The sequence below is a fragment of the Streptomyces sp. NPDC057249 genome, from assembly GCF_042669245.1.
In the GTDB taxonomy this organism is placed as follows: domain Bacteria; phylum Actinomycetota; class Actinomycetes; order Streptomycetales; family Streptomycetaceae; genus Streptomyces.
In genome coordinates this window covers 151,347-169,033 of record NZ_JBHUXS010000001.1, presented here as the reverse complement: position 1 = coordinate 169,033, position 17,687 = coordinate 151,347, and the positions used below count along the sequence as shown (strand labels likewise).

At 69.9% G+C, this 17,687-nt stretch carries 21 protein-coding genes and 2 pseudogenes; 3 read left to right on the top strand and 20 right to left on the bottom strand.

Annotated features, from left to right (window positions below; genetic code table 11):
• Positions 1-258 precede the first annotated feature (258 nt).
• Complete coding sequence (locus tag ACFUJY_RS00815) at positions 259-657, bottom strand: DUF3052 domain-containing protein (protein WP_383292499.1); 399 nt, start codon at positions 655-657, stop codon at positions 259-261.
• A 317-nt stretch (positions 658-974) separates the two neighbouring features.
• Between ACFUJY_RS00815 and ACFUJY_RS00810 the strand changes: the two genes are divergently transcribed.
• Entirely contained in the window at positions 975-3,056 is a 2,082-nt protein-coding gene (locus ACFUJY_RS00810; RefSeq protein WP_383292496.1) for a hypothetical protein, read from the top strand.
• Between the two features lie 214 nt (positions 3,057-3,270).
• On the opposite strand, the gene ACFUJY_RS00805 is transcribed toward ACFUJY_RS00810, so the two are convergent.
• Positions 3,271-3,789 (bottom strand): peptidylprolyl isomerase, encoded by a 519-nt coding sequence (locus tag ACFUJY_RS00805; RefSeq protein WP_383292494.1) that lies wholly within the window; start codon positions 3,787-3,789, stop codon positions 3,271-3,273.
• Between the two features lie 283 nt (positions 3,790-4,072).
• Between ACFUJY_RS00805 and ACFUJY_RS00800 the strand changes: the two genes are divergently transcribed.
• Positions 4,073-4,504 carry a GreA/GreB family elongation factor gene (locus tag ACFUJY_RS00800; RefSeq protein WP_383292492.1) on the top strand — a complete coding sequence of 144 codons (432 nt, stop codon included), beginning with the start codon at positions 4,073-4,075 and terminating at the stop codon, positions 4,502-4,504.
• A gap of 48 nt (positions 4,505-4,552) precedes the next feature.
• On the opposite strand, the gene ACFUJY_RS00795 is transcribed toward ACFUJY_RS00800, so the two are convergent.
• The 6 genes from ACFUJY_RS00795 to ACFUJY_RS00770 all read right to left on the bottom strand — a co-directional run bounded on the left by ACFUJY_RS00795 (position 4,553) and on the right by ACFUJY_RS00770 (position 6,742).
• Positions 4,553-4,786 carry a hypothetical protein gene (locus tag ACFUJY_RS00795; protein ID WP_383292489.1) on the bottom strand — a complete coding sequence of 78 codons (234 nt, stop codon included), beginning with the start codon at positions 4,784-4,786 and terminating at the stop codon, positions 4,553-4,555.
• 372 nt (positions 4,787-5,158) lie between these two features.
• Complete coding sequence (locus tag ACFUJY_RS00790) at positions 5,159-5,488, bottom strand: esterase (protein WP_383293845.1); 330 nt, start codon at positions 5,486-5,488, stop codon at positions 5,159-5,161.
• Between the two features lie 79 nt (positions 5,489-5,567).
• The gene (locus ACFUJY_RS00785; protein WP_383292486.1) at positions 5,568-5,780 is read right to left on the bottom strand and encodes a hypothetical protein; all 213 of its coding nucleotides are present in this window, start codon (positions 5,778-5,780) and stop codon (positions 5,568-5,570) included.
• A 137-nt stretch (positions 5,781-5,917) separates the two neighbouring features.
• Positions 5,918-6,124 (bottom strand): winged helix-turn-helix domain-containing protein, encoded by a 207-nt coding sequence (locus ACFUJY_RS00780; protein WP_383293842.1) that lies wholly within the window; start codon positions 6,122-6,124, stop codon positions 5,918-5,920.
• A gap of 9 nt (positions 6,125-6,133) precedes the next feature.
• Positions 6,134-6,283, bottom strand: a complete 150-nt coding sequence (locus ACFUJY_RS00775; protein ID WP_383292483.1) for a hypothetical protein — start codon at positions 6,281-6,283, stop codon at positions 6,134-6,136.
• A 111-nt stretch (positions 6,284-6,394) separates the two neighbouring features.
• A complete protein-coding gene (locus ACFUJY_RS00770) occupies positions 6,395-6,742 on the bottom strand; it encodes a DUF317 domain-containing protein (RefSeq protein ID WP_311309655.1) in 348 nt (115 codons plus the stop codon).
• 219 nt (positions 6,743-6,961) lie between these two features.
• On the opposite strand from ACFUJY_RS00770, the gene ACFUJY_RS00765 reads away from it, so the two are divergent.
• Positions 6,962-7,225 (top strand): hypothetical protein, encoded by a 264-nt coding sequence (locus ACFUJY_RS00765; RefSeq protein ID WP_383292480.1) that lies wholly within the window; start codon positions 6,962-6,964, stop codon positions 7,223-7,225.
• Positions 7,226-7,775: 550 nt separating this feature from the next.
• Here the strand turns inward: ACFUJY_RS00765 and ACFUJY_RS00760 are convergent.
• The 12 genes and pseudogenes from ACFUJY_RS00760 to ACFUJY_RS00705 form a co-directional block, all read right to left on the bottom strand.
• Positions 7,776-8,726 carry a DUF317 domain-containing protein gene (locus ACFUJY_RS00760; protein WP_383292478.1) on the bottom strand — a complete coding sequence of 317 codons (951 nt, stop codon included), beginning with the start codon at positions 8,724-8,726 and terminating at the stop codon, positions 7,776-7,778.
• Between the two features lie 118 nt (positions 8,727-8,844).
• Positions 8,845-9,696 carry a winged helix-turn-helix transcriptional regulator gene (locus tag ACFUJY_RS00755; protein ID WP_383292475.1) on the bottom strand — a complete coding sequence of 284 codons (852 nt, stop codon included), beginning with the start codon at positions 9,694-9,696 and terminating at the stop codon, positions 8,845-8,847.
• Positions 9,697-9,720: 24 nt separating this feature from the next.
• Positions 9,721-10,473, bottom strand: coding sequence for a large ATP-binding protein (locus tag ACFUJY_RS00750; RefSeq protein ID WP_383292473.1), 753 nt, complete (start codon positions 10,471-10,473; stop codon positions 9,721-9,723).
• Between the two features lie 71 nt (positions 10,474-10,544).
• Complete coding sequence (locus ACFUJY_RS00745) at positions 10,545-11,210, bottom strand: hypothetical protein (RefSeq protein WP_383292470.1); 666 nt, start codon at positions 11,208-11,210, stop codon at positions 10,545-10,547.
• Positions 11,207-11,683 carry a hypothetical protein gene (locus ACFUJY_RS00740; RefSeq protein WP_088576577.1) on the bottom strand — a complete coding sequence of 159 codons (477 nt, stop codon included), beginning with the start codon at positions 11,681-11,683 and terminating at the stop codon, positions 11,207-11,209. Before ACFUJY_RS00740 ends, ACFUJY_RS00745 begins: the two co-directional genes overlap by 4 nt.
• The gene (locus tag ACFUJY_RS00735) at positions 11,680-12,459 is read right to left on the bottom strand and encodes a glycosyl hydrolase (RefSeq protein ID WP_383292467.1); all 780 of its coding nucleotides are present in this window, start codon (positions 12,457-12,459) and stop codon (positions 11,680-11,682) included. Before ACFUJY_RS00735 ends, ACFUJY_RS00740 begins: the two co-directional genes overlap by 4 nt.
• Positions 12,456-13,055 (bottom strand): DUF4913 domain-containing protein, encoded by a 600-nt coding sequence (locus ACFUJY_RS00730; RefSeq protein ID WP_383292464.1) that lies wholly within the window; start codon positions 13,053-13,055, stop codon positions 12,456-12,458. Before ACFUJY_RS00730 ends, ACFUJY_RS00735 begins: the two co-directional genes overlap by 4 nt.
• A 93-nt stretch (positions 13,056-13,148) precedes the next feature.
• Positions 13,149-14,054 (bottom strand): annotated as a pseudogene (locus tag ACFUJY_RS00725) (DNA cytosine methyltransferase); the annotation flags it as partial.
• Between the two features lie 121 nt (positions 14,055-14,175).
• Positions 14,176-14,277: pseudogene (locus ACFUJY_RS00720) on the bottom strand (DNA methyltransferase); the annotation flags it as partial.
• Between the two features lie 152 nt (positions 14,278-14,429).
• Positions 14,430-15,602 (bottom strand): DnaB-like helicase N-terminal domain-containing protein, encoded by a 1,173-nt coding sequence (locus ACFUJY_RS00715; protein WP_383292461.1) that lies wholly within the window; start codon positions 15,600-15,602, stop codon positions 14,430-14,432.
• A 223-nt stretch (positions 15,603-15,825) separates the two neighbouring features.
• Positions 15,826-17,094, bottom strand: a complete 1,269-nt coding sequence (locus tag ACFUJY_RS00710) for a type IV secretory system conjugative DNA transfer family protein (RefSeq protein ID WP_202432747.1) — start codon at positions 17,092-17,094, stop codon at positions 15,826-15,828.
• A 79-nt stretch (positions 17,095-17,173) separates the two neighbouring features.
• On the bottom strand, positions 17,174-17,614 hold the full coding sequence (locus ACFUJY_RS00705; protein ID WP_383292457.1) for a hypothetical protein: 441 nt from the start codon (positions 17,612-17,614) through the stop codon (positions 17,174-17,176).
• Positions 17,615-17,687: the final 73 nt, after the last annotated feature.

Genomic DNA, 17,687 nt, shown 5'->3' with positions numbered 1-17,687 from the left:
GCCGGGCAGGGCCAGGACGGCGGAGTCTCAAGCGTCCCGGACGTGAGGGCGGGGCCGCTCTGGCCATGTATGCTGCCCGGCCGCTCGGCAGCATGGGTGCGTCGCGCAGCGGCCTCGCTGCGCGACGAGAACGACAAGAAGGTGTGGGACGCCAGGGGTCTGCCAGAGTCCCCGTTGCAGATGCGGAGCTTGGTGAATGATCAGCGGCCAGGAGTGGCACGGGGAAACGTGCGAGGCGCCGGCATGAGGGGCTGCCGACTACCCGCTGGTGACGCGGGTTCCGGTCCAGTCCGGTGCGGCCGAGACAGGGGTGTCGTGCTTGAGCCCCGCGTGGACGATCTCTTCCCCCAAGTCGCTGGGCGCGATGTGCCCGTGGCGGTCGGGCTTCGGCGTGAGCAGCCAGATGAATCCGCCGTCGTGGAGGGAGAGGGCCGCGGTGTTCAGCTCCTCGGCGAGGTCGCCGTTTTGCGCGCGCCACCAGTACAGGACGGCGTCGACCAGGCCGTCGTGCTCGTCATCGACGAGTTTGGTGCCGGTCCGGGTCTCGATGGCCTCGCGCAGCGCGGCGTCACTGTCCTCGCCCCGGCCGATCTCCTGCACCACCTGGCCGGAAGCGAATCCGAGCCGTTCAGCGAACTCGTCGTGGGTCGTACTCATGGCCCGCCCTGCCTTTCACTTGACCGATCACTCTGCGGGGGGTGCAACGAGCACGGCGGTGCGCTGTCACGCACGCCCGACAGTAAATCCCCCACCCGGTCCCGCGCCCTCCCAGACCGGTCCCGATCAAGGGGCATGGCACAGATGCCCGGGGCCTGGGACGGGTGGCGCAGATGGTGGCTCATTACATTCGCACGCTTTGCGGCTTCTTGTCGCTTTTCTGGTAGGGCTGTGTGTGAGATCGCGGTGATGCTGCGCGCCGGCTCGGAGTCCGGCTGGTCCGGGCGGCTGGTGCGTGTATGAGGAGTGGAGCGGGCATGGCGGTGACGACGACGTCGCAGGAGCGGATCGACCGGCTGAAAGCACTGCTGGTGGGTGAGAGTTCGAGCCGGCGGGCGGGGGTGGCGCTGGCCGCGGCTGCCCCCGACCGGCCCCGGAATCTGCTGCTGGCGGTGATGCTGCACGGCGCGAACCGGCTGCGGGAGGGCCGGGAGCTGACCGATCTGGAGCGGCTGCTGGTGGACGCGCTGGAGACGGTCGTGGACACCGAGGAGGTCAAGGCATGGGGCCTGGCCTACCGGGAGACGGTGACCAGCGCTCCTCCGTGGAAGCTGATCGTGCCCTTTACGATCACTTCGCGGCCCTCCGTGTGGGGGTATTCCATCGCTGATCTGGCGCGGGCTATGCCGAAGCTGGCGCAGGAGGCGTGGGAGGCGCCGAACGTGTCGCTGCTGTGGTGGGAGGACTGGGCGGCAGGCCGGGTGGAGGAGGACGAGGCGTTCGTGGAGGCGATGCGGGAGACCGGTTTCGCCGTCACCGGCGTCGCCCGCTACCCCGCCTCCACCAACAACACTGCCGGTGCCCAAGACGTGCCTGACGTCCAGGCGGTGCAGGAGCCTTGGCGGGTGCGGTTGGAGATGGAGAGCTTCTACGTCGAACGCGCGGTCGGCGACCAGGGCGGGGGCCGCGACGAGATCTACTTCGCCGCCTCCTCGGGCGTCGGCGAAGGGCAGGGGCAGACATTCGTCTCCGAGGAGTTCGGAGCGGTCAAGAAGGGCCAGACCCGCCAGTTCTCCCGGGACAAGAAGGTGTTCCTGGACAAGCCGGCCAGCGGCACGGTCGTTGCGGGCATCCAGGTGTGGGAGGCCGACCAGTCCAACGCCGCCTGGTACGACAAGCTTCAGCTCGCGCTGGAGAGCGCCGTCTACATCATCGACGAGGTGCTGGAGAAGCACCCCATGAGCCCTCTGATCCCGGTGCCCGACTCGCTCTCCCTGGCCTGGGAGGTCGCCAAGATCTTCATCGGCTTGATGGACACCCTGCGCAACCACGACGACCTCTCCTGCTCGCGCACCTTCGTTCTGACCCGCGAGGACATGGCGATTCTGTCTCTGCGGCGGGACATGGAGTGGGACTTCAACGGCGACGGCCACCACAAGCTCCGGATCCGCTACACCGGCGAACCCCCCGTCTACCCCACCGGCAGCATCTCCTGCCTCGTCCGCCCTCTGGGCGATGCCCCGGAGGAAAGCGGGGCCTGGAGCCTGCCGATCCCTCTCGGCTGGACGACGAGGGCCGCGCCCCGCCTCACGGTCTACGAGGACAAGATGCACCTCGTCTACGCCGAATCCGCGTTCGGTTCTTTGATGTGGAGCTGTTACGACGGCATCGCGTGGACGCCTCCGATCAGGATCGGCCCCATGTCCGTGACCGACCAGCCCCCAGCGCTGGCCGCCCGCAGAGGCATGATGTACTGCATGGCCACCGCTTCGGGCAACGGCCAGGTCCACTTCACCTTCTCTGATGTCGGCAGGTGGAACGGGAGCAATTGGGGAATGGGGCAGATCAGTGCCCGCGGCCCGGCCCTGTGCGACAGCAACACCGAAGACGATTACCACAATCATCTCTGGGCCGCCGTGAGCTGCTTCAAGGACGGGCACGAGCTGTACATCCACCGCAAGGACGCGGGCGCCGACAGCGGCACCTTCGATGACGAGCGCCGTCTGGTGACCTCCGCGAACCCCCTGGGCACCCCCTCGATCGCCCGCAGCCGCGACCAGCTGTGGGTGGCGGTGCTGAAGAACAATGCAGAACTCCACACCTACTGGAGCCCCCAGGGACACGACCCGCTTGAGGCGGCATGGCAGACGGCTCCGGGCCCGAGAGGGGAGACCAGGAACGGTCCCGTCCTGCACTTCGACGGCCAGGACCTGTGGTGCGCGCACACCGACCTGGACGGCAAGCCCTACCTGAGCCGGCGCGACACCGAAATGAACTCCTCGTTCAACCCCTGGAGCGCGCCCGCACCGATCGGCGGCCAGACACAGCCCACGGTTCTCGACACGCCCGGCATCATCACCTACAAGGGCCGCATGTACGCCTTCTACCACGCCCAGTGAAGCGCGTGTCGCGTGCAAGGTGCTCTCCCCCGGGGTGAGAGCACCGCGCCGCCGTTCAGCCGGCCCACCCATGTCATCGCTTCGCGCTGAGATGGATCAGGGCCGGTCCACCGGTCCAGGGCAGGCCCTGGACCGGTGGACGCCTGGGCTGCCATTCGTCCCCCGCCGCCGCAGTCGCACATACGTCGGTCGGCCGGGACGGCTTCAGGCCGATCTACAAGGACTGTCCGCAGTCGGCGATCATGATCTTCTGAGAGGTCCTGCCGCCCAAAGAGCCGTATTTCTCGATGGTCCTGAGCACTTCCATGCCGCCGACGACTTTGCCGAACACGACCTGCTTGCCGTCCAGCCACGAGGCCGGCGCGAGACTGATGAAGAACCGGGAGTCGTTGGTGTTCCGGCCGGGAGCGGCCATCGACAGGATGCCGGGCGCGTCGTGCTTGAGCTCGAAGTTCTCGTCCTCGAAGTTCTCCCCGTAGATGCTCTCGCCGCGGCTGCCGTCGCCCCGGATGAAATCTCCGCCCTGGCACCCATAATCGGGGACGACGCTGTGGAAAACGCTTCCCTTGAGGTGCAGGTGCCTGCCGTCCTCCCCGCCCCCCTTCTCGCCGGTGCACAGTGCGCGGAAGTTCTCCGCCGTCTTGGGAACGACGTCGGCGAACAGCTCGAACCTGATCCGGCCGATAGGGGCCCCGTCCGCGGTCATGTCGAAAAAGACCTGAGAACTCGTCATAACCGCATCTTTTCACCCCTATGGGGTGAATCGGGCCCCGACACTCATCGGCGCCCTGCTTCCCGTTCCGAGGCGCCGGCCTCACCGCACTCGGCTCACTTCGGCTGCGTCACCGCCGCAACGGCCCTCAGTGCGACGCCGCCAGGGCGCGAGGTCGGCGAAGTGGCTGCTCCCGCCTCCTGCCAGTGCCGCCCTGCGCACGTGCGGCAATCTCGCCACGTAATCGCATAAGTGCATGGAGTAACCGACCGTCTGTGCTGGCGGTATGTCAGAAAAAGTCCCCATGACGTCCCAGGGTGCGCAGCGCCTGCGCGAAGAGCTGCAGCACCTGCGCGAGGAAGAGCTGCCGCGCCTCAACAACGCCACCAGCTATGAGGAGAAGGAGAGGAAAGGCATGATCAACGCCAGGATCTCCTTTATCGAACAGACCCTTGAACGTGCGAAGATCGTCGATCCGACGCAGATGACCGGAGACATGGTGGTGTTCGGCGCGACGGTCGAACTGATTGATCCAGACAGCGGCAAGACCTGGCGCGTCCAGATCGTCGGTCAGGAAGAAGCCGACGAGCAGCAAGGCCGCATCTCAATGACGTCACCGCTCGGCAGGACCCTGATCGGTCGCAAGGCGGGAGACGTCGTCAAGTACATCACGCCATCGGGCGAGGGGGGCGAGGCGGAGATCGAAGAGGTCTTGTACGTCAGAGACGGCGCTTAACCAACAGCGTCCGACATATTGGTGGCGCCCCCGGCGCGCAGTTGAGGGTCAGCCGCGTGCGCTGTCCTTCGCCAGCCCACCCCGGAAGTCGCACCCCGGGCATTCGTCTTCACCCTGGACGTGTCCCTCGTACCAGCCGTGGACCGCCGCATGCAGGACGGCCTCCTCCACGGTGGCCTCGCCGCTACGGACCGACTCGATGGCTCCGCCGACGATCAACCCGAGTACGGCGTTGTCGGTCGAGGGGAATGGGGGCGAGGGCATCTGCGAGTCGGGTGTCATGCCCGCAGCCTACGGGCGAGCATCCGCTCGGTCAGTCGGTCGGCGTGGTCTCCTGCCGGGCGGAGCTGTGCAGGTCGCTGCGAAATCCCCGGCCGACCGGCCTCCAGTTCTGGAACGTGGACGGCCTCCAGCGGGGACGGTCCGGAACGCTGTCGTCGTCGGGCGAGGGCAGGCTGCCCCGGCTCTTGCGGCTGCGGGTCGCGCCGACGCTGATACCCAGGTGGGCGGCGACCTCCGGGTATCCCCAGAGCCTCTGGTCGTCGGCTATGGGTGTTCTCCTTCGTCAGGTCGAGCGTACGCAACGAACGGGTCGAAGCACGACGAGGCCGCCCCTGCCTGAGCGGTGGTGGGGCGGCCTTCGGCGGTCCTCGGTCAGACTCCGGAGAGCCGGTTGGAGAGGTCGAGGGCGTCGGTCGCGAATGAGAGGGCGGCGCACAGGCCGGTCACCTCGTACAGGGTCGGACGGACCAGGCGTGGCCAGTCGTCCGGGGCGGCGGGCCAGGAACCGAGGAGCACCTCGGCCGTGGTCAGCCCCAGGTACGCCGTGACGTCCCAGCCGCTGCGCGAGGCGGGCTCCCAGCGCAGCCGGATGCGCCCGAGGGGAAGTTGGGGGGTTTCGGCAGCGAGCCAGGTGATGTCGAGGGGGCCGTCGGGGCGGGCGGAGATGCGCTGGAGAAGCGCGCTGTGCACGCCGTACGGCATGGGGCGCACGGCGACATCGTGCAGCGCGAGACGAGGCGCGGGGCGCGAGAGGGACGAGATGGATGCCTCCGTGGAGCGATCAGGCCCAGGTGAGGGCATCGCGCGCCCCCATAGGGAGGTAGTCCTCCTGGCCGTCATCGGCGATGTACGCCTTGCCGTCGCGGACGACGACCTCGGCCCCCACGAAGTGGGCGAAGGGGAAGTCCGGGTTGACGGCGAGACGGACCGGCAGGTTGGGGTCGAGTTCCAGGAGCTGGCGAAGCAGGTGGCCGACGGTCAGATACTGGGGCACGGAATCCTCCGAGAGCGGTATGGGCGGTCGGGGCCGGACTGGCGGGGACATCGTCAGAGGGCGTCGAGGCGGAGCAGGTCGCGTAGGGCCTTCGGGCCCTTGGTGTGGTCTGCGAGATGCTGCCGATGGTGGAGCCACTAGGTCAGCCGGTAGCGAGGTGGGAGGGGAACCGCGCCTTCCTTCGAGACGACCAGGCCGTCGGTGCGCAGACGCTGCAGCGAGCTGGCGACCCGTTCCTGGCTCAGTCCCGTGGCGGCGCTGATCTTGGAGAGGTGCGTGTTCGGGTTGGCCGACAGGTAGGCGACGACACGGGTGTCGCGGCGGCGGAGGTAGTCCTGGAAGATCCCGGCGCTTCACACCAGCAGCACCCCGCGGCAAACCTGGGGGATACCGCGCGAGGCCATGCCGGAACCCGTGATGGCGTCGTAGGCCGCGAACATGGCGATGCCCGAGCCGACGATGTGGTTCGCGATTCTCGTGAGGTCGTAGGAGTGGATGGTCATTGCTATGCCTTTCGGTCAGGAAGAGGGGCGCGGCAGGTCCGCCGAGACGGGCCGGAACGAGCGCGGTGCACGGGGGCGGGCCGTCGTCGGCCCGCCCCCGTGGTCCGGCGGTCAGCGCGAGGAGTGGGTGACGAGGGCAGCGAGAAATCCGGCGACAGCCTCGGAAGGGGTGTGGACGCCGAACTCCTGGACCCACACCTCGCCGTCGGCGGGCAGCACCTGGACGCGCCAGACGATCTCGCGCGCCCAGGCGGAGGGGTCTTCGGGGAGCCAGCCGACGTAGACGCCGCCGTCCGGGCTGGTCGCGTGGACGTTGGCCTCCGGGGTCTCGGCGATCGTCCAGCCGAGAGCGTCCAGGAGGTCGAGCACCGGAGCGGCGCAGTGGTCGGAGGAGAGCCAGTGGCGGTCTTCCACGGCGGGGCGGACGACGGCAGGCAGGAGGGTGGCGGAGGTGTTCACGGTTGGACGATCCCTTCGTTGACCTGCGGTTTTTCCCAACACCTGTACGTTGGCATGCGGCATGCCGAAGTGCGTAGTCGTTTCCCGGGGATGCCGTCTGCCGGGGGCGAACTGGAGGCCACCCAGCGAGCGGGCGGCGGGACGGGAATGGATCTGCGACCGCGGTTGTCGTACCTGGGTTGCGGTGAGGGACCGCACGTCGGGGAAGGGGAGCAGGGGATGGCCGAGGCGAGCAGACACTGGGACGGCGCCGGACTGGAACGCAAGATCCGCGCCGCCGGACGGCCCTGGACCGTGGGCGACATCGCGATGGTCGCCGACGGCCAGTGGGGAGTCGGCGCACAGCCCGACCGGCGGCCGGAGGAGGAGACGGTGGAGCGCCGGGTCGCCGAAGGCCGGCGCGTGGAGCTGACGGTGGAGGAGCTGGCCCGCGCGGTGGGCCCCCGGGCCGAAGAGGGCCCCCGCGACGAGAATTGGAGCTAAGCGTTCAACGTCGGGGCCCCGTTGTGGGCGCTGACGGCCCTACGACCGCCGCCGGAGAGGGCGGTTCGGGCACGGCCCCCGGGGCGTGCCGCGTCTGCCCGGAGCGGGCGACAGCGGCCTGAGCCAGCCGAACCGCCGGTGCCGCAACCTCGGGTGCGGCGGCCTCCCGGGCCTCCACCACGCGCCGGATCGCCTGGAGGTACGCACGGCTCTCCGCGTGGGCGACGCGGAGCTTGACCGCCGTTTCGGTGATCCGGTCGAGTTCGTAGAAGTCAGGCACGTACCCACGCCGGGACAGGGCGTGAAGACGGTCCTGGTGAACGGTTACCGCGCTGTCCGTGATGGCCAGGGCCGCGCGGGTGTGCATGGCGCAGCGCAGGAGCGGGTCCTCGCTGGGGCGGGGACCCCTAGGACCTCAAGAGCTTCGATGGGTTGGCCCCAGGCGTTCTCGATCATGGCCGTGGCCTGGTCGAGCATGGTGGTGGTGGGCATGGTGGAACTCCCTGTTGGGCGGGGACGGTCGCGAGTGGAGTGCGGCCTGGGGTGGGAGTCAGCGTCCGCGCCGGGGCGTCGGCGAGCTGGCCGGCAGCCGGGCAGAGGGCGCGGGCGCCGAGTGTCCCGTCCGTTTCTGCGCCGCCCCCGTGGAGCGGCTCTGCGCGGCCATCACCCGGAGGTCGGCTGCCGTGCGTGGTGCCCGCGCGGCACGGTGTACGGCCTGGGTGACCGCGGTGCGGCGTACGTCCAGCGGAGTCGGAGCGCGCGGGACCTGAGCCTCGGCGATCGGCGTGGCCGAAGCGACAGGAGTCATGGTGACCAAGTGCTGCATCCGCCGGTCGACTTGGTGGCGCTCGCGGACCACCGGCGTCGACTCCGCCATCACAGCGGCGGTTGCGGCGATCAAGTGGGACGGGGTGCGGGCCGTGAACGTCGCTTCGGCACGAGTGCCCCAGCCCGGCGGGCCAGCCCACAGCTCAACGGTCGTGCGGTCGAAGCCGTAGCCGCGCCGATCGACAAGGATGCCCGCTTGGTCGTCAGGAGCGATGATCTCGACGGTGCCGAGTTCAGCAGCTCCGTCAAGGTTCCAGCCGGCATCGGTCAGCGGCCGGACGGTGTCCCTCCAGGGGACGGTTGGCCCTGTCAGGAAGCGGCCGGGGGTGTCGGAGGCGAGGGCTTCGTCGTAGTCCTGGACCAGTGCGGCGGTGAGACCGGCGACCATCTCGGCCGGGGTGACGTGGTTGAACGTCGCCGTCCAGCGAGGCGCCGAGAAGGCGTCCTCGGCTGCGCTGATCTTCCACAGTTCGAAGTCGTCGCCGAACCAGCCGATCCGAATCCGTTGGTCGGGAGAGGTCACGAGGAGCTGGCAGGGGCCCTCATCGAGGTACTGATGGGGCCAGTGGGCGACGGGCGCGAAGCCAGCCTCGCCGGTCCCGTTGGAACCAGCCAGATACATGGGGCTGACCAGTACCTCTTGGTACCGCGTCGGGTCATCAGGGGCGTACATGGTCGAGTCTCCGGAAGCGAAGGAGGAGAACGGATCCGCGTATGCAGCAGCGGCGGGAGCCGCCGGAGCGCACGCGGATGCCGTAGTGGCGGCGGGTGGCCTCTAGTTCTCACCCCCGTCACCGGCCCAGGCCCGGTGCCGACTGAGCGGTCACGGCCGCCGGCACCCGCGGTTCCGGCTGAGGCGCGTGGCTGAACATGACGTTCGACGCGGCGGCGCTCCGTCGTAGGGCCGCCGCGGTCCGGGCGCTGTCGGCTCCCGCCCCCAGCGGAATGCCGACGTGGGTCCGCGTGGCTGCCGCTGTCGGACGCGGTGCCGCTGTTCCACCTCGCAGCGAGCAGGGCTGGCTCCAGTGCTCGACACTCGCGTAGACGGCCCCCAACGCCTGGCCGGCATCGGTGAGCACGTACGGGTCTCCGTGCCGGGAGCCCGTTCGCGTGACCAGGCCATCGGCCTGAAGCCGGACAAGTCGCTGCCGTGCGAGGCCGTAGTCCAGACCGGCCGCCTCGGCGATGTGGACGAACCGCATCTGGCCGTCAGCCGAGTCGAGGGCCTGAATCACGGCAGTTGAGTGCCGAAGATGCAGGCGGCGCAGCGCGTCCTCGACACGCTCGGCTTCGGCCATCGGTTCCTTTGTCAGGTGGGTGCGGGACCAGTCCGAGACCCTGCGGAGGACGGGGGCCAGAGACGTGCCGAGCGCGCTGAGCCGGTACGGCGCACCCCGCCGGTCGTCCTCGCGGATCACCAATCCGTCAGCGTGCATCGTGGCCAGCCTTTTGCCGACGAACTGCTCACTGACGAAGGGGAGCTGCGCAGCAACGTCGCGGACGCGCACGGGGCCCCTTACCTGGGCCAGGGTCATCGCGGTCCAGGTGGTCCACTTGGGCCCGATCCGGGCGAGAGCCTCCTCGACGCGCTGGGCGTCGATGGAAGCGATGGAGAAGGTGGGAGGCAGGCCGGGGGTAGCCATGGCGGGGTCCTTATCGGGATGAGGTCAGCGTGAGCGGGGGGTCGCGAGGGAGGTCCTGGCGATGGGCACGGCGGCCGGGTCGGAGGGCGCGCCTGACGTGGTCCGCGTGGTGGTGCGGCCGAGGGCGGCGGACACCCGGGAGGTCGTCGCGCGACCATCCCGCAGGGCGGCTTCCCCCTGCGCAGTGAGTGAGAGGAGCTGGCCGGGCCGGTACACGTTCTCGGTGATGTCCTGATGCAGTAGCCCGTCGGCGACCAGCCGCTGCACGGTCTGCGGGAAGATCGCCGGGTCCTGCCACTGGGCCTTCTCCCGCGAGATGTACGGGTCCTCGCCGATCGCGTTGCGGCGAAAGCGAACACCTCCGGCCGCAACCGCTTCGAGGGCTACCAGCCCGCGCTCCCCGGCGACGGCCCAGTCGTCGTCCCGGTGGGGCCTCGTCTTCTGGCCCGGACCGTGGCTCTTGTTGCTCGCGTGTTGAGCAGGCTCGGGCGAGGAAAGAAGCTGGCGGTAGGCGGACAGGGACTCGACGAGCTGGCTGTATGCCCGGTCCTGCTGGGCCAGGCCGTCTCCGAGGTCCGGGAGAGCTGTCCGCAGCAGCGCGTACGAGACCTGGGCTCGGCCGACTTCACCGCGACCAGTGCCTTCGAGTAGGCGCTGAGCGCGCTGGACCCCGTTGAGCACGCTCTCGTGTCGCTCGTCCAGCGCCGCTGCGGCTTCGATGACGCGTGCAGCGGCCTGGTGCAGCGGCTCCTCCGGACCATGTGCGAGGGCGTGCACGCTGACATCCCCGACACCGAGCACTTCGACGACGAGATAAGGCCCAGGGTGTGTGTCTGCGTCGTACGGGTTCACTCCGTCGTCTCCATCCGGGCGAGCAGGGAGCGAACCAGAGCGGGCAGGCTCCCGGGATCGTTGTCGAGCCGAGGGCGGTCGCTCACTTCGCTGAGGAGATCGGCGTCATCGAGCAGGCCGCTGGAGATCTCCATGCAGGCGTCGGTGATCCGGGCGGCGGCGAGCAGCGACTGGGAGAGAACCTCGACGTAGTCGTCCGGCGCGAGACCGGCGGCCTCGGCTGCGTTGCGGACCGCCTCCAACTCAAGTGCTTTGAAGGCGAAGTCGAACTCGTCGTCCCGCTCAGTACCACCGGGCGCAGCGACGATCGGGGCGCGTGGCTCCGTGGGTATGCCCACGCGGGTACAGATCTCATCGACCGAGGAGGTCAGCTCGGCGAACGACTCGGTGAGCCACCCCAGCGCGGAGGCGTAGGAGGCCAGAGCGAACAGGCCCGCCGAACCAGCAGGGCGGGGCTCGGTGGCCACGAAGCCCTCGAACCGGTCGTTCAGCTCGGTGATCACGCGGGGCCCAGCGGCCAGCGGACCCAAGACGGGATGCAGGTAGGAGTGGGCGGCGGCCGTCGGGTACTCGGCGGCAGGGATGCCGCCGACGTTCTGAGCGGCCTCGGTGAGGAGATCCGCCAGCTCTGAACGGGTGAGCGCAGTACGGTCGTTGGTCATCGCTGGGCGACCTTTCGAGAAGCAGTGGCCGAGGGCGGCGCTGGTGACGGGGCAGCCGCGCGGCCCGTTGCCGGCCGTTCGGTGGTGAGCGTCGAGCGAGACCGGGCGGCCTGCACGCGGGCCTCCGTGGCGGAGTCCGGGCCGATCCCTTGCTGGGGCTCGGTTCGTAGGTGGGCCGCGCGGTAGACCGCGTAGTCCTTCCGGCTGCCAGCCGCCACGAGGTAGATCTCGCGCTTGTGGGTCGAGGTCGGTGGCGCTTGACGGAACTGGATGACCAGCCGGTAAGAGACCTCCGGGTCGACGTACACCTTGTGGAAGCCGGCCAGGCGGCCCTTCAACGGCAAGCAGTCGTCGCTTCCGTGGACCAGGTTCTGCAGCTCCAGCAAGGCCAAATCGCGTATCTCGGAGGGGAGTTCCCGCAGGTCGGCGATGGCGTCAGGGTGCGCGGCGAAGGCGAAGCGGGCGCGGCTCACAGCAGCCTCCCCTGGACCGCGCGCTGGACCGGTACCGCCGCTGACGCGCGGGGCGCGTCGAGCCCGGTCTGCGGTGTCGGAGAGGTGCCGGCGGACCGGGAAAGGGCGATGCGGGCGATGCGGGCCCGGACGACAGCACCGTTGTGGTCGCTGTACTCCGGAGGCTCGGGCAGCGGTTCGCTGCGCTCGTCCAGCCAGGTCTGGGCGACGCCGACCTCGGGGAAGGCGCCTTCGCGCATCGTGTACGTGCCGGCACCGTGGTTCCACTCCTCGTAGAAGAGGCGAACCGGTGCCTGGGTGGCCTGGGAGTCGTTGACGAGTGTCCACGCCTCGCTGGGGTTGTCGTCAGAGGTGTAGGTGTCGAGGACCTCGTAGCGGGTGCCCGACTTCTGGATCTGCTGTTCCACCTGGAGGGTGAGGTCGTCGGCGGGCTCGATGTAGTCGCCACCGTGCAGTGCGATCCGTTCGAGCGGGCAGCCGCGTTCTGCCAGCCAGTTCTGCGCGAAGGACGCCGTGGCGTGGTGACTCGTCTCGAACGTGAACGTGGACTGCCGCAGATCCCGAGCGACCGCGATCGCAACAAGCTGTGGCTCGCCGGGTATCCCCCAGGTGACCGATCGGTCGTGGGCGAGGACGAAGCTGTGCGAACCGTTGGGCGTGGTGTGGTGCTGGGACAGCACCGTCAGGTCGCCAGCCCAGAGAGCCTCCATCGCTTCCTCGGAGTCGTCGTCGACCGGCGAGAGATCGTCGAGGCCGAAGTCGAGAGTGTCGTTCACGCCGCCACCCCCGCCTGCTCGGGCGCCGGGGTGGCCAGCACCCGGTGATTGGGGCGAGTTGCGCTGGTCGTGCAGGCCGCGAACGGTCCGTCGGGCGCACGCAGGTGCGCCAGGGTCTGGTCCAGGTGGTCGCGGTGCCAGGTCGAGGGGCCGGACAGGCCGGCCTCCGTGTCGGTGAACTGCTGCCAGGCGAGCCAGAGTGCGTGGAGCCGGGCGACGGCCTCGGGGTGTTCGTGCCAGTGCGCGCACCAGGGACGGCTCGTGCTGATCTCCCGGCCGTACACCGGCAGGAAGAGGTAGTTCACCCAGTCGCTGAGGGCAGCGAGTTCGACGGCGTACTCCTTGCCGCCCAGGGCGAGGATGAACACCGAGGCGGGGCCGTCGAGCTTCTTCCCGTCAGCCGCCTCGGCTTCCGGAGCGCCGTCCGGCGGCTGGATGGCGCCGAGGTCGGGCTCGGAGCCGAGGCGGTCGAGGATGACGCCGTGCTGCCTGACCTCGGCCATGGTCTTGGCGAGGGTGCTGGCGAGGTCGTCGAGGTCTGCGTCGGGGACGCGGTACGGCTCGGGGCCGGGGGAGGTCGGGCTGGTGTCGGCCATGGGGGTGTGCTCCATCTGTGAGACGGCGACATGCCCGAGAGGATCCGGAGAATCAGCGGTTTGGTCCGGCCGGAAAAACGCGGTAGTGGAGCGCTATCGGTCGGCGCAGCGGGGACAGCGGGGGAAGGGTGGTGCCAGCAACTGCAAGGCGCGCAAAGCCTGTTGTGGGACTACGCCGTTGCCGAGCGCGGTGAGCTGCGCTGGACGGCCGAGCCCCGGAGTCGCGGTGACCCAGCCGGCGTCGAGGCCCTGCATCCACTCCACGAAGTCCGCGCGGAGCCGACCGGCCGCGTCCGTGGGAGCCGGGGCCGGGCGGGTGAGGCTCTCCCATCGGGTGATGGCGGATCCGTACGCTCCCCATCGCCGGTCCGCGTCCCCGCCTCCGGCGTCTCCTCCGCCCAAAGGGGCAGGACCACCGCCGACAAGGGAGGCCGCCATCCCTTCCCGGGGCGGCGGCCCGGGGTGCCCGTGTCGCTCGCCCTCGGCGTCGGCAACAGAGACGCAGCCGCGCTGGGCAGCGTCATGTCGCCATTGCCGTGCCGCTGGTTCGGCGAGCCCTTGATCCCGTCCGACGCCTTCGGCGTCGGCAGCAGCAGCCACTCGACCTCGTCGGCCAGGTTCGGACCGTGCCCCCCGCTCTTCCGCTTCGATGGATGCTGGCTGCCGCCGTTCTTCCCGATGTTGCTGGTCGGCGTCTTCAGCAGGGTGCCCGGCGGGCCATGCGGCGAGGAAGGTCCGCTCGCGGCGGTGTGGGGCCCCGACGTCGGAGGCACGAAGCACGAGCCACTTCGCGTCGTACCCGAGGTCGGCCAGGGATCCGAGTACGGCACCGAGTGCCCGCAGAGCAGGCTGACCTGCGGTGTCTCCCAGACACCACGGGCAGGGTTCCACGTCGCCAGGGGAACCGGCGGGGGAGGTGAGGAGGCCGCGCACATTCTCGATCACAACCAGGCAGGGTCGGAGGGCTGCGACCGCACGGGCGACGTGCAGCCAGAGCCCGGAGCGGGTCTGGGCGCTGAGTCCGGCCCGGCGGCCGGCGACCGAGACGTCTTTGACAGGGGAAGCCGGCCGTCAGGACGCACACCCGGGGGACGGTGGACCAGTCGACGGCGGTGATATCGCCCAGGTTCGGGACGCCGGGCCAGTGGCGGGCCAGGATGCGTGAGGCGTTCGGGTCTACCTCGGCGTGCCAGGCGAGCGTGCCGCCGAGCGCGGACTGCACGCCCAGGTCGAGGCCGCCGTACCCCGAGCAGAGAGACCCGATCAACGGGGCGGCGAGACTCGGGGCCGTGGGACGTAGGTCCAGCGCGGGCGCGGAGATGGGATAGATCAAGACGAGTTCCAGGGGCAGAAGAGGCTGGTGGGGAGGGGGCCTCACGGGTGGCCGCGCGAGGGTGGTCGGGCCGTCGACAGCGTGGGGAGATGGCTGGCCGGGGCTGGGGGTGACGCACCTGGGCGGGGTGTGCTGCGGGCGCGGGCGGCCTTCACTCGGTCGGGCGGCGGCTCGGCCGCCGACGGAGCGGATGCCGTGGTCTTCGGAGCCGGACTGCTGTTCGCGGTGACCCAGCGGGCACGTACCTCGTCGAGCGGACCGAGTTCGTGCAGAGCGTGGTTGATCAGCCGGCCGGGCCCCAGAGCCTCGTCCTGGGCCAGGATCCGGATGGCTCGCGCGGAGGCGGCGGCGGTGCGCGTGACGGAGGAGCGCATCACCCGCTGTCCGAACCAGTCAGCGCTTCCGGGGACCATGCCTTCGCAGACGGCGGTCAGCTGCTCGCTCGACACAGTGCCGTCGGCCAGCAGACCGCGTCGCTGGGCCTCCCAGAGCAGGGTGATCCGGTCGATGGGTTCGCCCCGGTGGTGCAGCGCGCCCAGGCACCGGTAGAGCTGCCCGTGGGTCGGGTCGGCGAAGTCTCCCGGCCGCAGCCAGGCCACCACCTCGCCCATGGCCCCCGGCTGTTCGGCGAGGACGGCCAGGAGGAATTGCTCGTCCTCGGCGACCTGGCCGCTCTGCGCCGGAGGCGGGATGTGCGTGGCGGCAGAGGGGCCAGCGGTGGGTGGGACCGGTCGAGGGTCGGTTCCCCAGCGTCGCGCAAGGTCGGTGAGTACGCCGGTCAGGACGTCCGCCGTGCGCAACGCTCCCTCGACCTCGCCCTGGACGGCGTCGGCCCGAGCCGCCTGGTGGAGACGGATCGCGTGCTGGGCGACGGTGCGGTGAATCGCCCCCTCCAGCACCATGCGTCCGTACACCGGGGCGTGCTCGGTTCGGGGACACGCCTGGATCAGGGTGTGGGCGTACGCCGCGGTCAGCCCGCGCACGTGCTGTCCGGCCTCCTCGACCGCGTCGGTCACCCACGACAGCGGCAACGGACCAGCGGCCGAGAGCGCAGGATGCCCGTCGTTGCGCAGCTTGCGGAGCGCGGCGAACAGCGCCTGGTGGACGGGCCGATAGAAGTGGTCCGCAGCGAGCCACTCCAGGTGCGTGAGCTGCTCGGGGTCGAGGAGTGCGGCACCGAGGACCGCCTGCTCGGCACTCATCAGCGGGTTCACCACCGGCCTCCGGGATCAGCGCAGGACGCCTTGTCCTGCCGGATGCGGAGGTTGGCGACTGCCTGGTCGGCAGCGGCCATCGACAGCGCGAAGTCGTCCAAGACGGCAGTGAAGGCGGGATCGGAGGCAGGGACCGAGCCTGCCTCGCCGTCAAGCCACCACCGGCCACCGCGCAGGACGACCGGAGCGTGGGCCAACCGCCCCTGCTGTGGTGTGGGCGCGCTCATGCCGACAGTCCAAGATCGTCTTGGCCGATGCTCTTCGCGAGGGCACGCTCGGTGATGGCCTTCGTGGCGCGAGCGGAAGCCGGGCCGACCACCTTGGCGGAGGGCTCCTTGTACCAGGGCTTGAGGTTGAGCATGGCGACCCGGATGCCGGTGGCCAGCAGCAGAACCTTGCCCTTGGGCAGGGCGCGGATGGCGTCCGGCGGAAGGATCCGTTCCGTGCGCATGCTCACCGAGGTGGACTTCCCGCCCTCGCTGGTCGACACCGAGGTGGTCTGGACGTCGTGATCGCCGACCTGACGGCTGAGCCGGTCGGCGAAGTCCGCGTCGTCGATGCCAGATCCGATGATCTTGATGGTGGCGGCGGAGTACAGGGCATCCATACCGGCCTCGCCCCAGCACCGCTGGCCCTGACGATAGGACTGCAGGATCGTCATCGGGATGACGCCTCGGCTGCCCAGGTGGCTGTAGAGATCAGGGAGGTCCGAGATGCGGCAGACGTTCGCTGCCTCGTCGAGGACGCACAGGGCGGGCGGGTCGAGTCGCCCGCCGGAGCGCTCGGCCACGATCACGGCCGCGCGCATCACGGCGTCGGCCGCTGCAGCGATGATCGCGGACGCGCTGCCGCCGCCGTCCTTGCTCAGCAGGTACAAGGTGTCGCGGGACGTGGCGAAGGCGAACGGCTGGAACTCGGGAAGGTCGTCGTTGGGAGTGACCCAGGCGGCGACGTCCGGGTCGAGCAGGCAGCTCGCGTACTGCCTCGCGGTCTCATAGATGCCGTCGCGCGTTTCGGTCGCGCCGGAGACGGTGCCCTGGAGCTGGGCGGCGACCGCATGGTGGCCGGCGTCGGTGAGCAGGTCCACCGGGGTGCGGTCGGCCGGCATCGCGAGCCAGGCCAGGACGTCGGTGATCGGCCGCCGGTGGGACGCGGCGGCGAGGAAGAGGGCACCGAGGGTGTTGCTGGCGGCGGTGGACCAGAAGTCGGAGCCGCTCGACTCGTCCACGCTCGCGGTCACGAAGTGCCCCGCCAACCTCTTAGCCCCGGCGAGATCGCGGGCGTCAGCGAGGATGTCCCACCACATCTCACGCGGGTGGTGGGCGATCTGCTGCGGATCGAGGGTCCAGATCGTGCCGACCTCGGCACGGGCGTCCACCGTGGTGGTGAAGGCGTCGTTCGCGGCTTTGTTACTGGTGAGCAGGACCGGGCCCGGTGCCGAGAGGATCGCGGGAATCGCCAGCCCGGACGTCTTGCCGGAACGGGGGGCCATGATCGCAACGATCACGTCCTCCCAGGACGCGCGGACCTCCGCACGGCCGGGATCGAGGGTGCCGAGCAGGATGCCGCGGTCAGCGGGCAGGACCTCTTTTACTCTCCCGGCCGCCCAGGCTCGGGCGCAGGCTCTTCGCCTTGGCGACGATTTCCTTTTCCAGCAGCGGCGCCAGGTCCGCCTTCCGGGCGAGGCCGGACTTGGACCCGGCCCGCCACCGCATCCACAGCACGGCAGCGGTGACGACCAGGGCAACGGTGAACAGGGCGGGGACGACGCGGGCGCCGACCATCAGCATGCTGGTGCTCAGGGCCGGCCACAGCACCTCCGGGTGCAGCAGCGCGTCCGTTATGCGGAAGGGGGACCATGTCCCGCTCCCGACCAAGGTGTTGGTGAGATTTCCGGTCAGCCAGGCCAGGGAGCCGAAGGCCATGGCGGCGCCGAGGATGCCGAACAGGAGGTAGAGGAGCGCGTCCGACCCGGTGGTGGTCGAGGGCGCGCTGGTGCGCGGGGAAGGCACGGCGGTTCCTTGGGTGTGCGAGCGGGCAGGGGCGGGGCGCGCTCGGCTCTCGTGCAGATCATGGGGGTACTCC

What these genes read in the sequence shown, in the direction of transcription:
- ACFUJY_RS00745 (WP_383292470.1), bottom strand. Translation starts at nt 11,210, where the DNA reads ATGACCAACGACCGTACTGCGCTCACCCGTTCAGAGCTGGCGGATCTC.
- ACFUJY_RS00815 (WP_383292499.1), bottom strand. Translation starts at nt 657, where the DNA reads ATGAGTACGACCCACGACGAGTTCGCTGAACGGCTCGGATTCGCTTCC.
- ACFUJY_RS00805 (WP_383292494.1), bottom strand. Translation starts at nt 3,789, where the DNA reads ATGACGAGTTCTCAGGTCTTTTTCGACATGACCGCGGACGGGGCCCCT.
- ACFUJY_RS00760 (WP_383292478.1), bottom strand. Translation starts at nt 8,726, where the DNA reads ATGTACGCCCCTGATGACCCGACGCGGTACCAAGAGGTACTGGTCAGC.
- ACFUJY_RS00790 (WP_383293845.1), bottom strand. Translation starts at nt 5,488, where the DNA reads ATGCCGTACGGCGTGCACAGCGCGCTTCTCCAGCGCATCTCCGCCCGC.
- ACFUJY_RS00755 (WP_383292475.1), bottom strand. Translation starts at nt 9,696, where the DNA reads ATGGCTACCCCCGGCCTGCCTCCCACCTTCTCCATCGCTTCCATCGAC.
- ACFUJY_RS00800 (WP_383292492.1), top strand. Translation starts at nt 4,073, where the DNA reads ATGACGTCCCAGGGTGCGCAGCGCCTGCGCGAAGAGCTGCAGCACCTG.
- ACFUJY_RS00730 (WP_383292464.1), bottom strand. Translation starts at nt 13,055, where the DNA reads ATGGCCGACACCAGCCCGACCTCCCCCGGCCCCGAGCCGTACCGCGTC.
- ACFUJY_RS00765 (WP_383292480.1), top strand. Translation starts at nt 6,962, where the DNA reads ATGGCCGAGGCGAGCAGACACTGGGACGGCGCCGGACTGGAACGCAAG.
- ACFUJY_RS00795 (WP_383292489.1), bottom strand. Translation starts at nt 4,786, where the DNA reads ATGACACCCGACTCGCAGATGCCCTCGCCCCCATTCCCCTCGACCGAC.
- ACFUJY_RS00775 (WP_383292483.1), bottom strand. Translation starts at nt 6,283, where the DNA reads ATGACCATCCACTCCTACGACCTCACGAGAATCGCGAACCACATCGTC.
- ACFUJY_RS00710 (WP_202432747.1), bottom strand. Translation starts at nt 17,094, where the DNA reads ATGGCCCCCCGTTCCGGCAAGACGTCCGGGCTGGCGATTCCCGCGATC.
- ACFUJY_RS00810 (WP_383292496.1), top strand. Translation starts at nt 975, where the DNA reads ATGGCGGTGACGACGACGTCGCAGGAGCGGATCGACCGGCTGAAAGCA.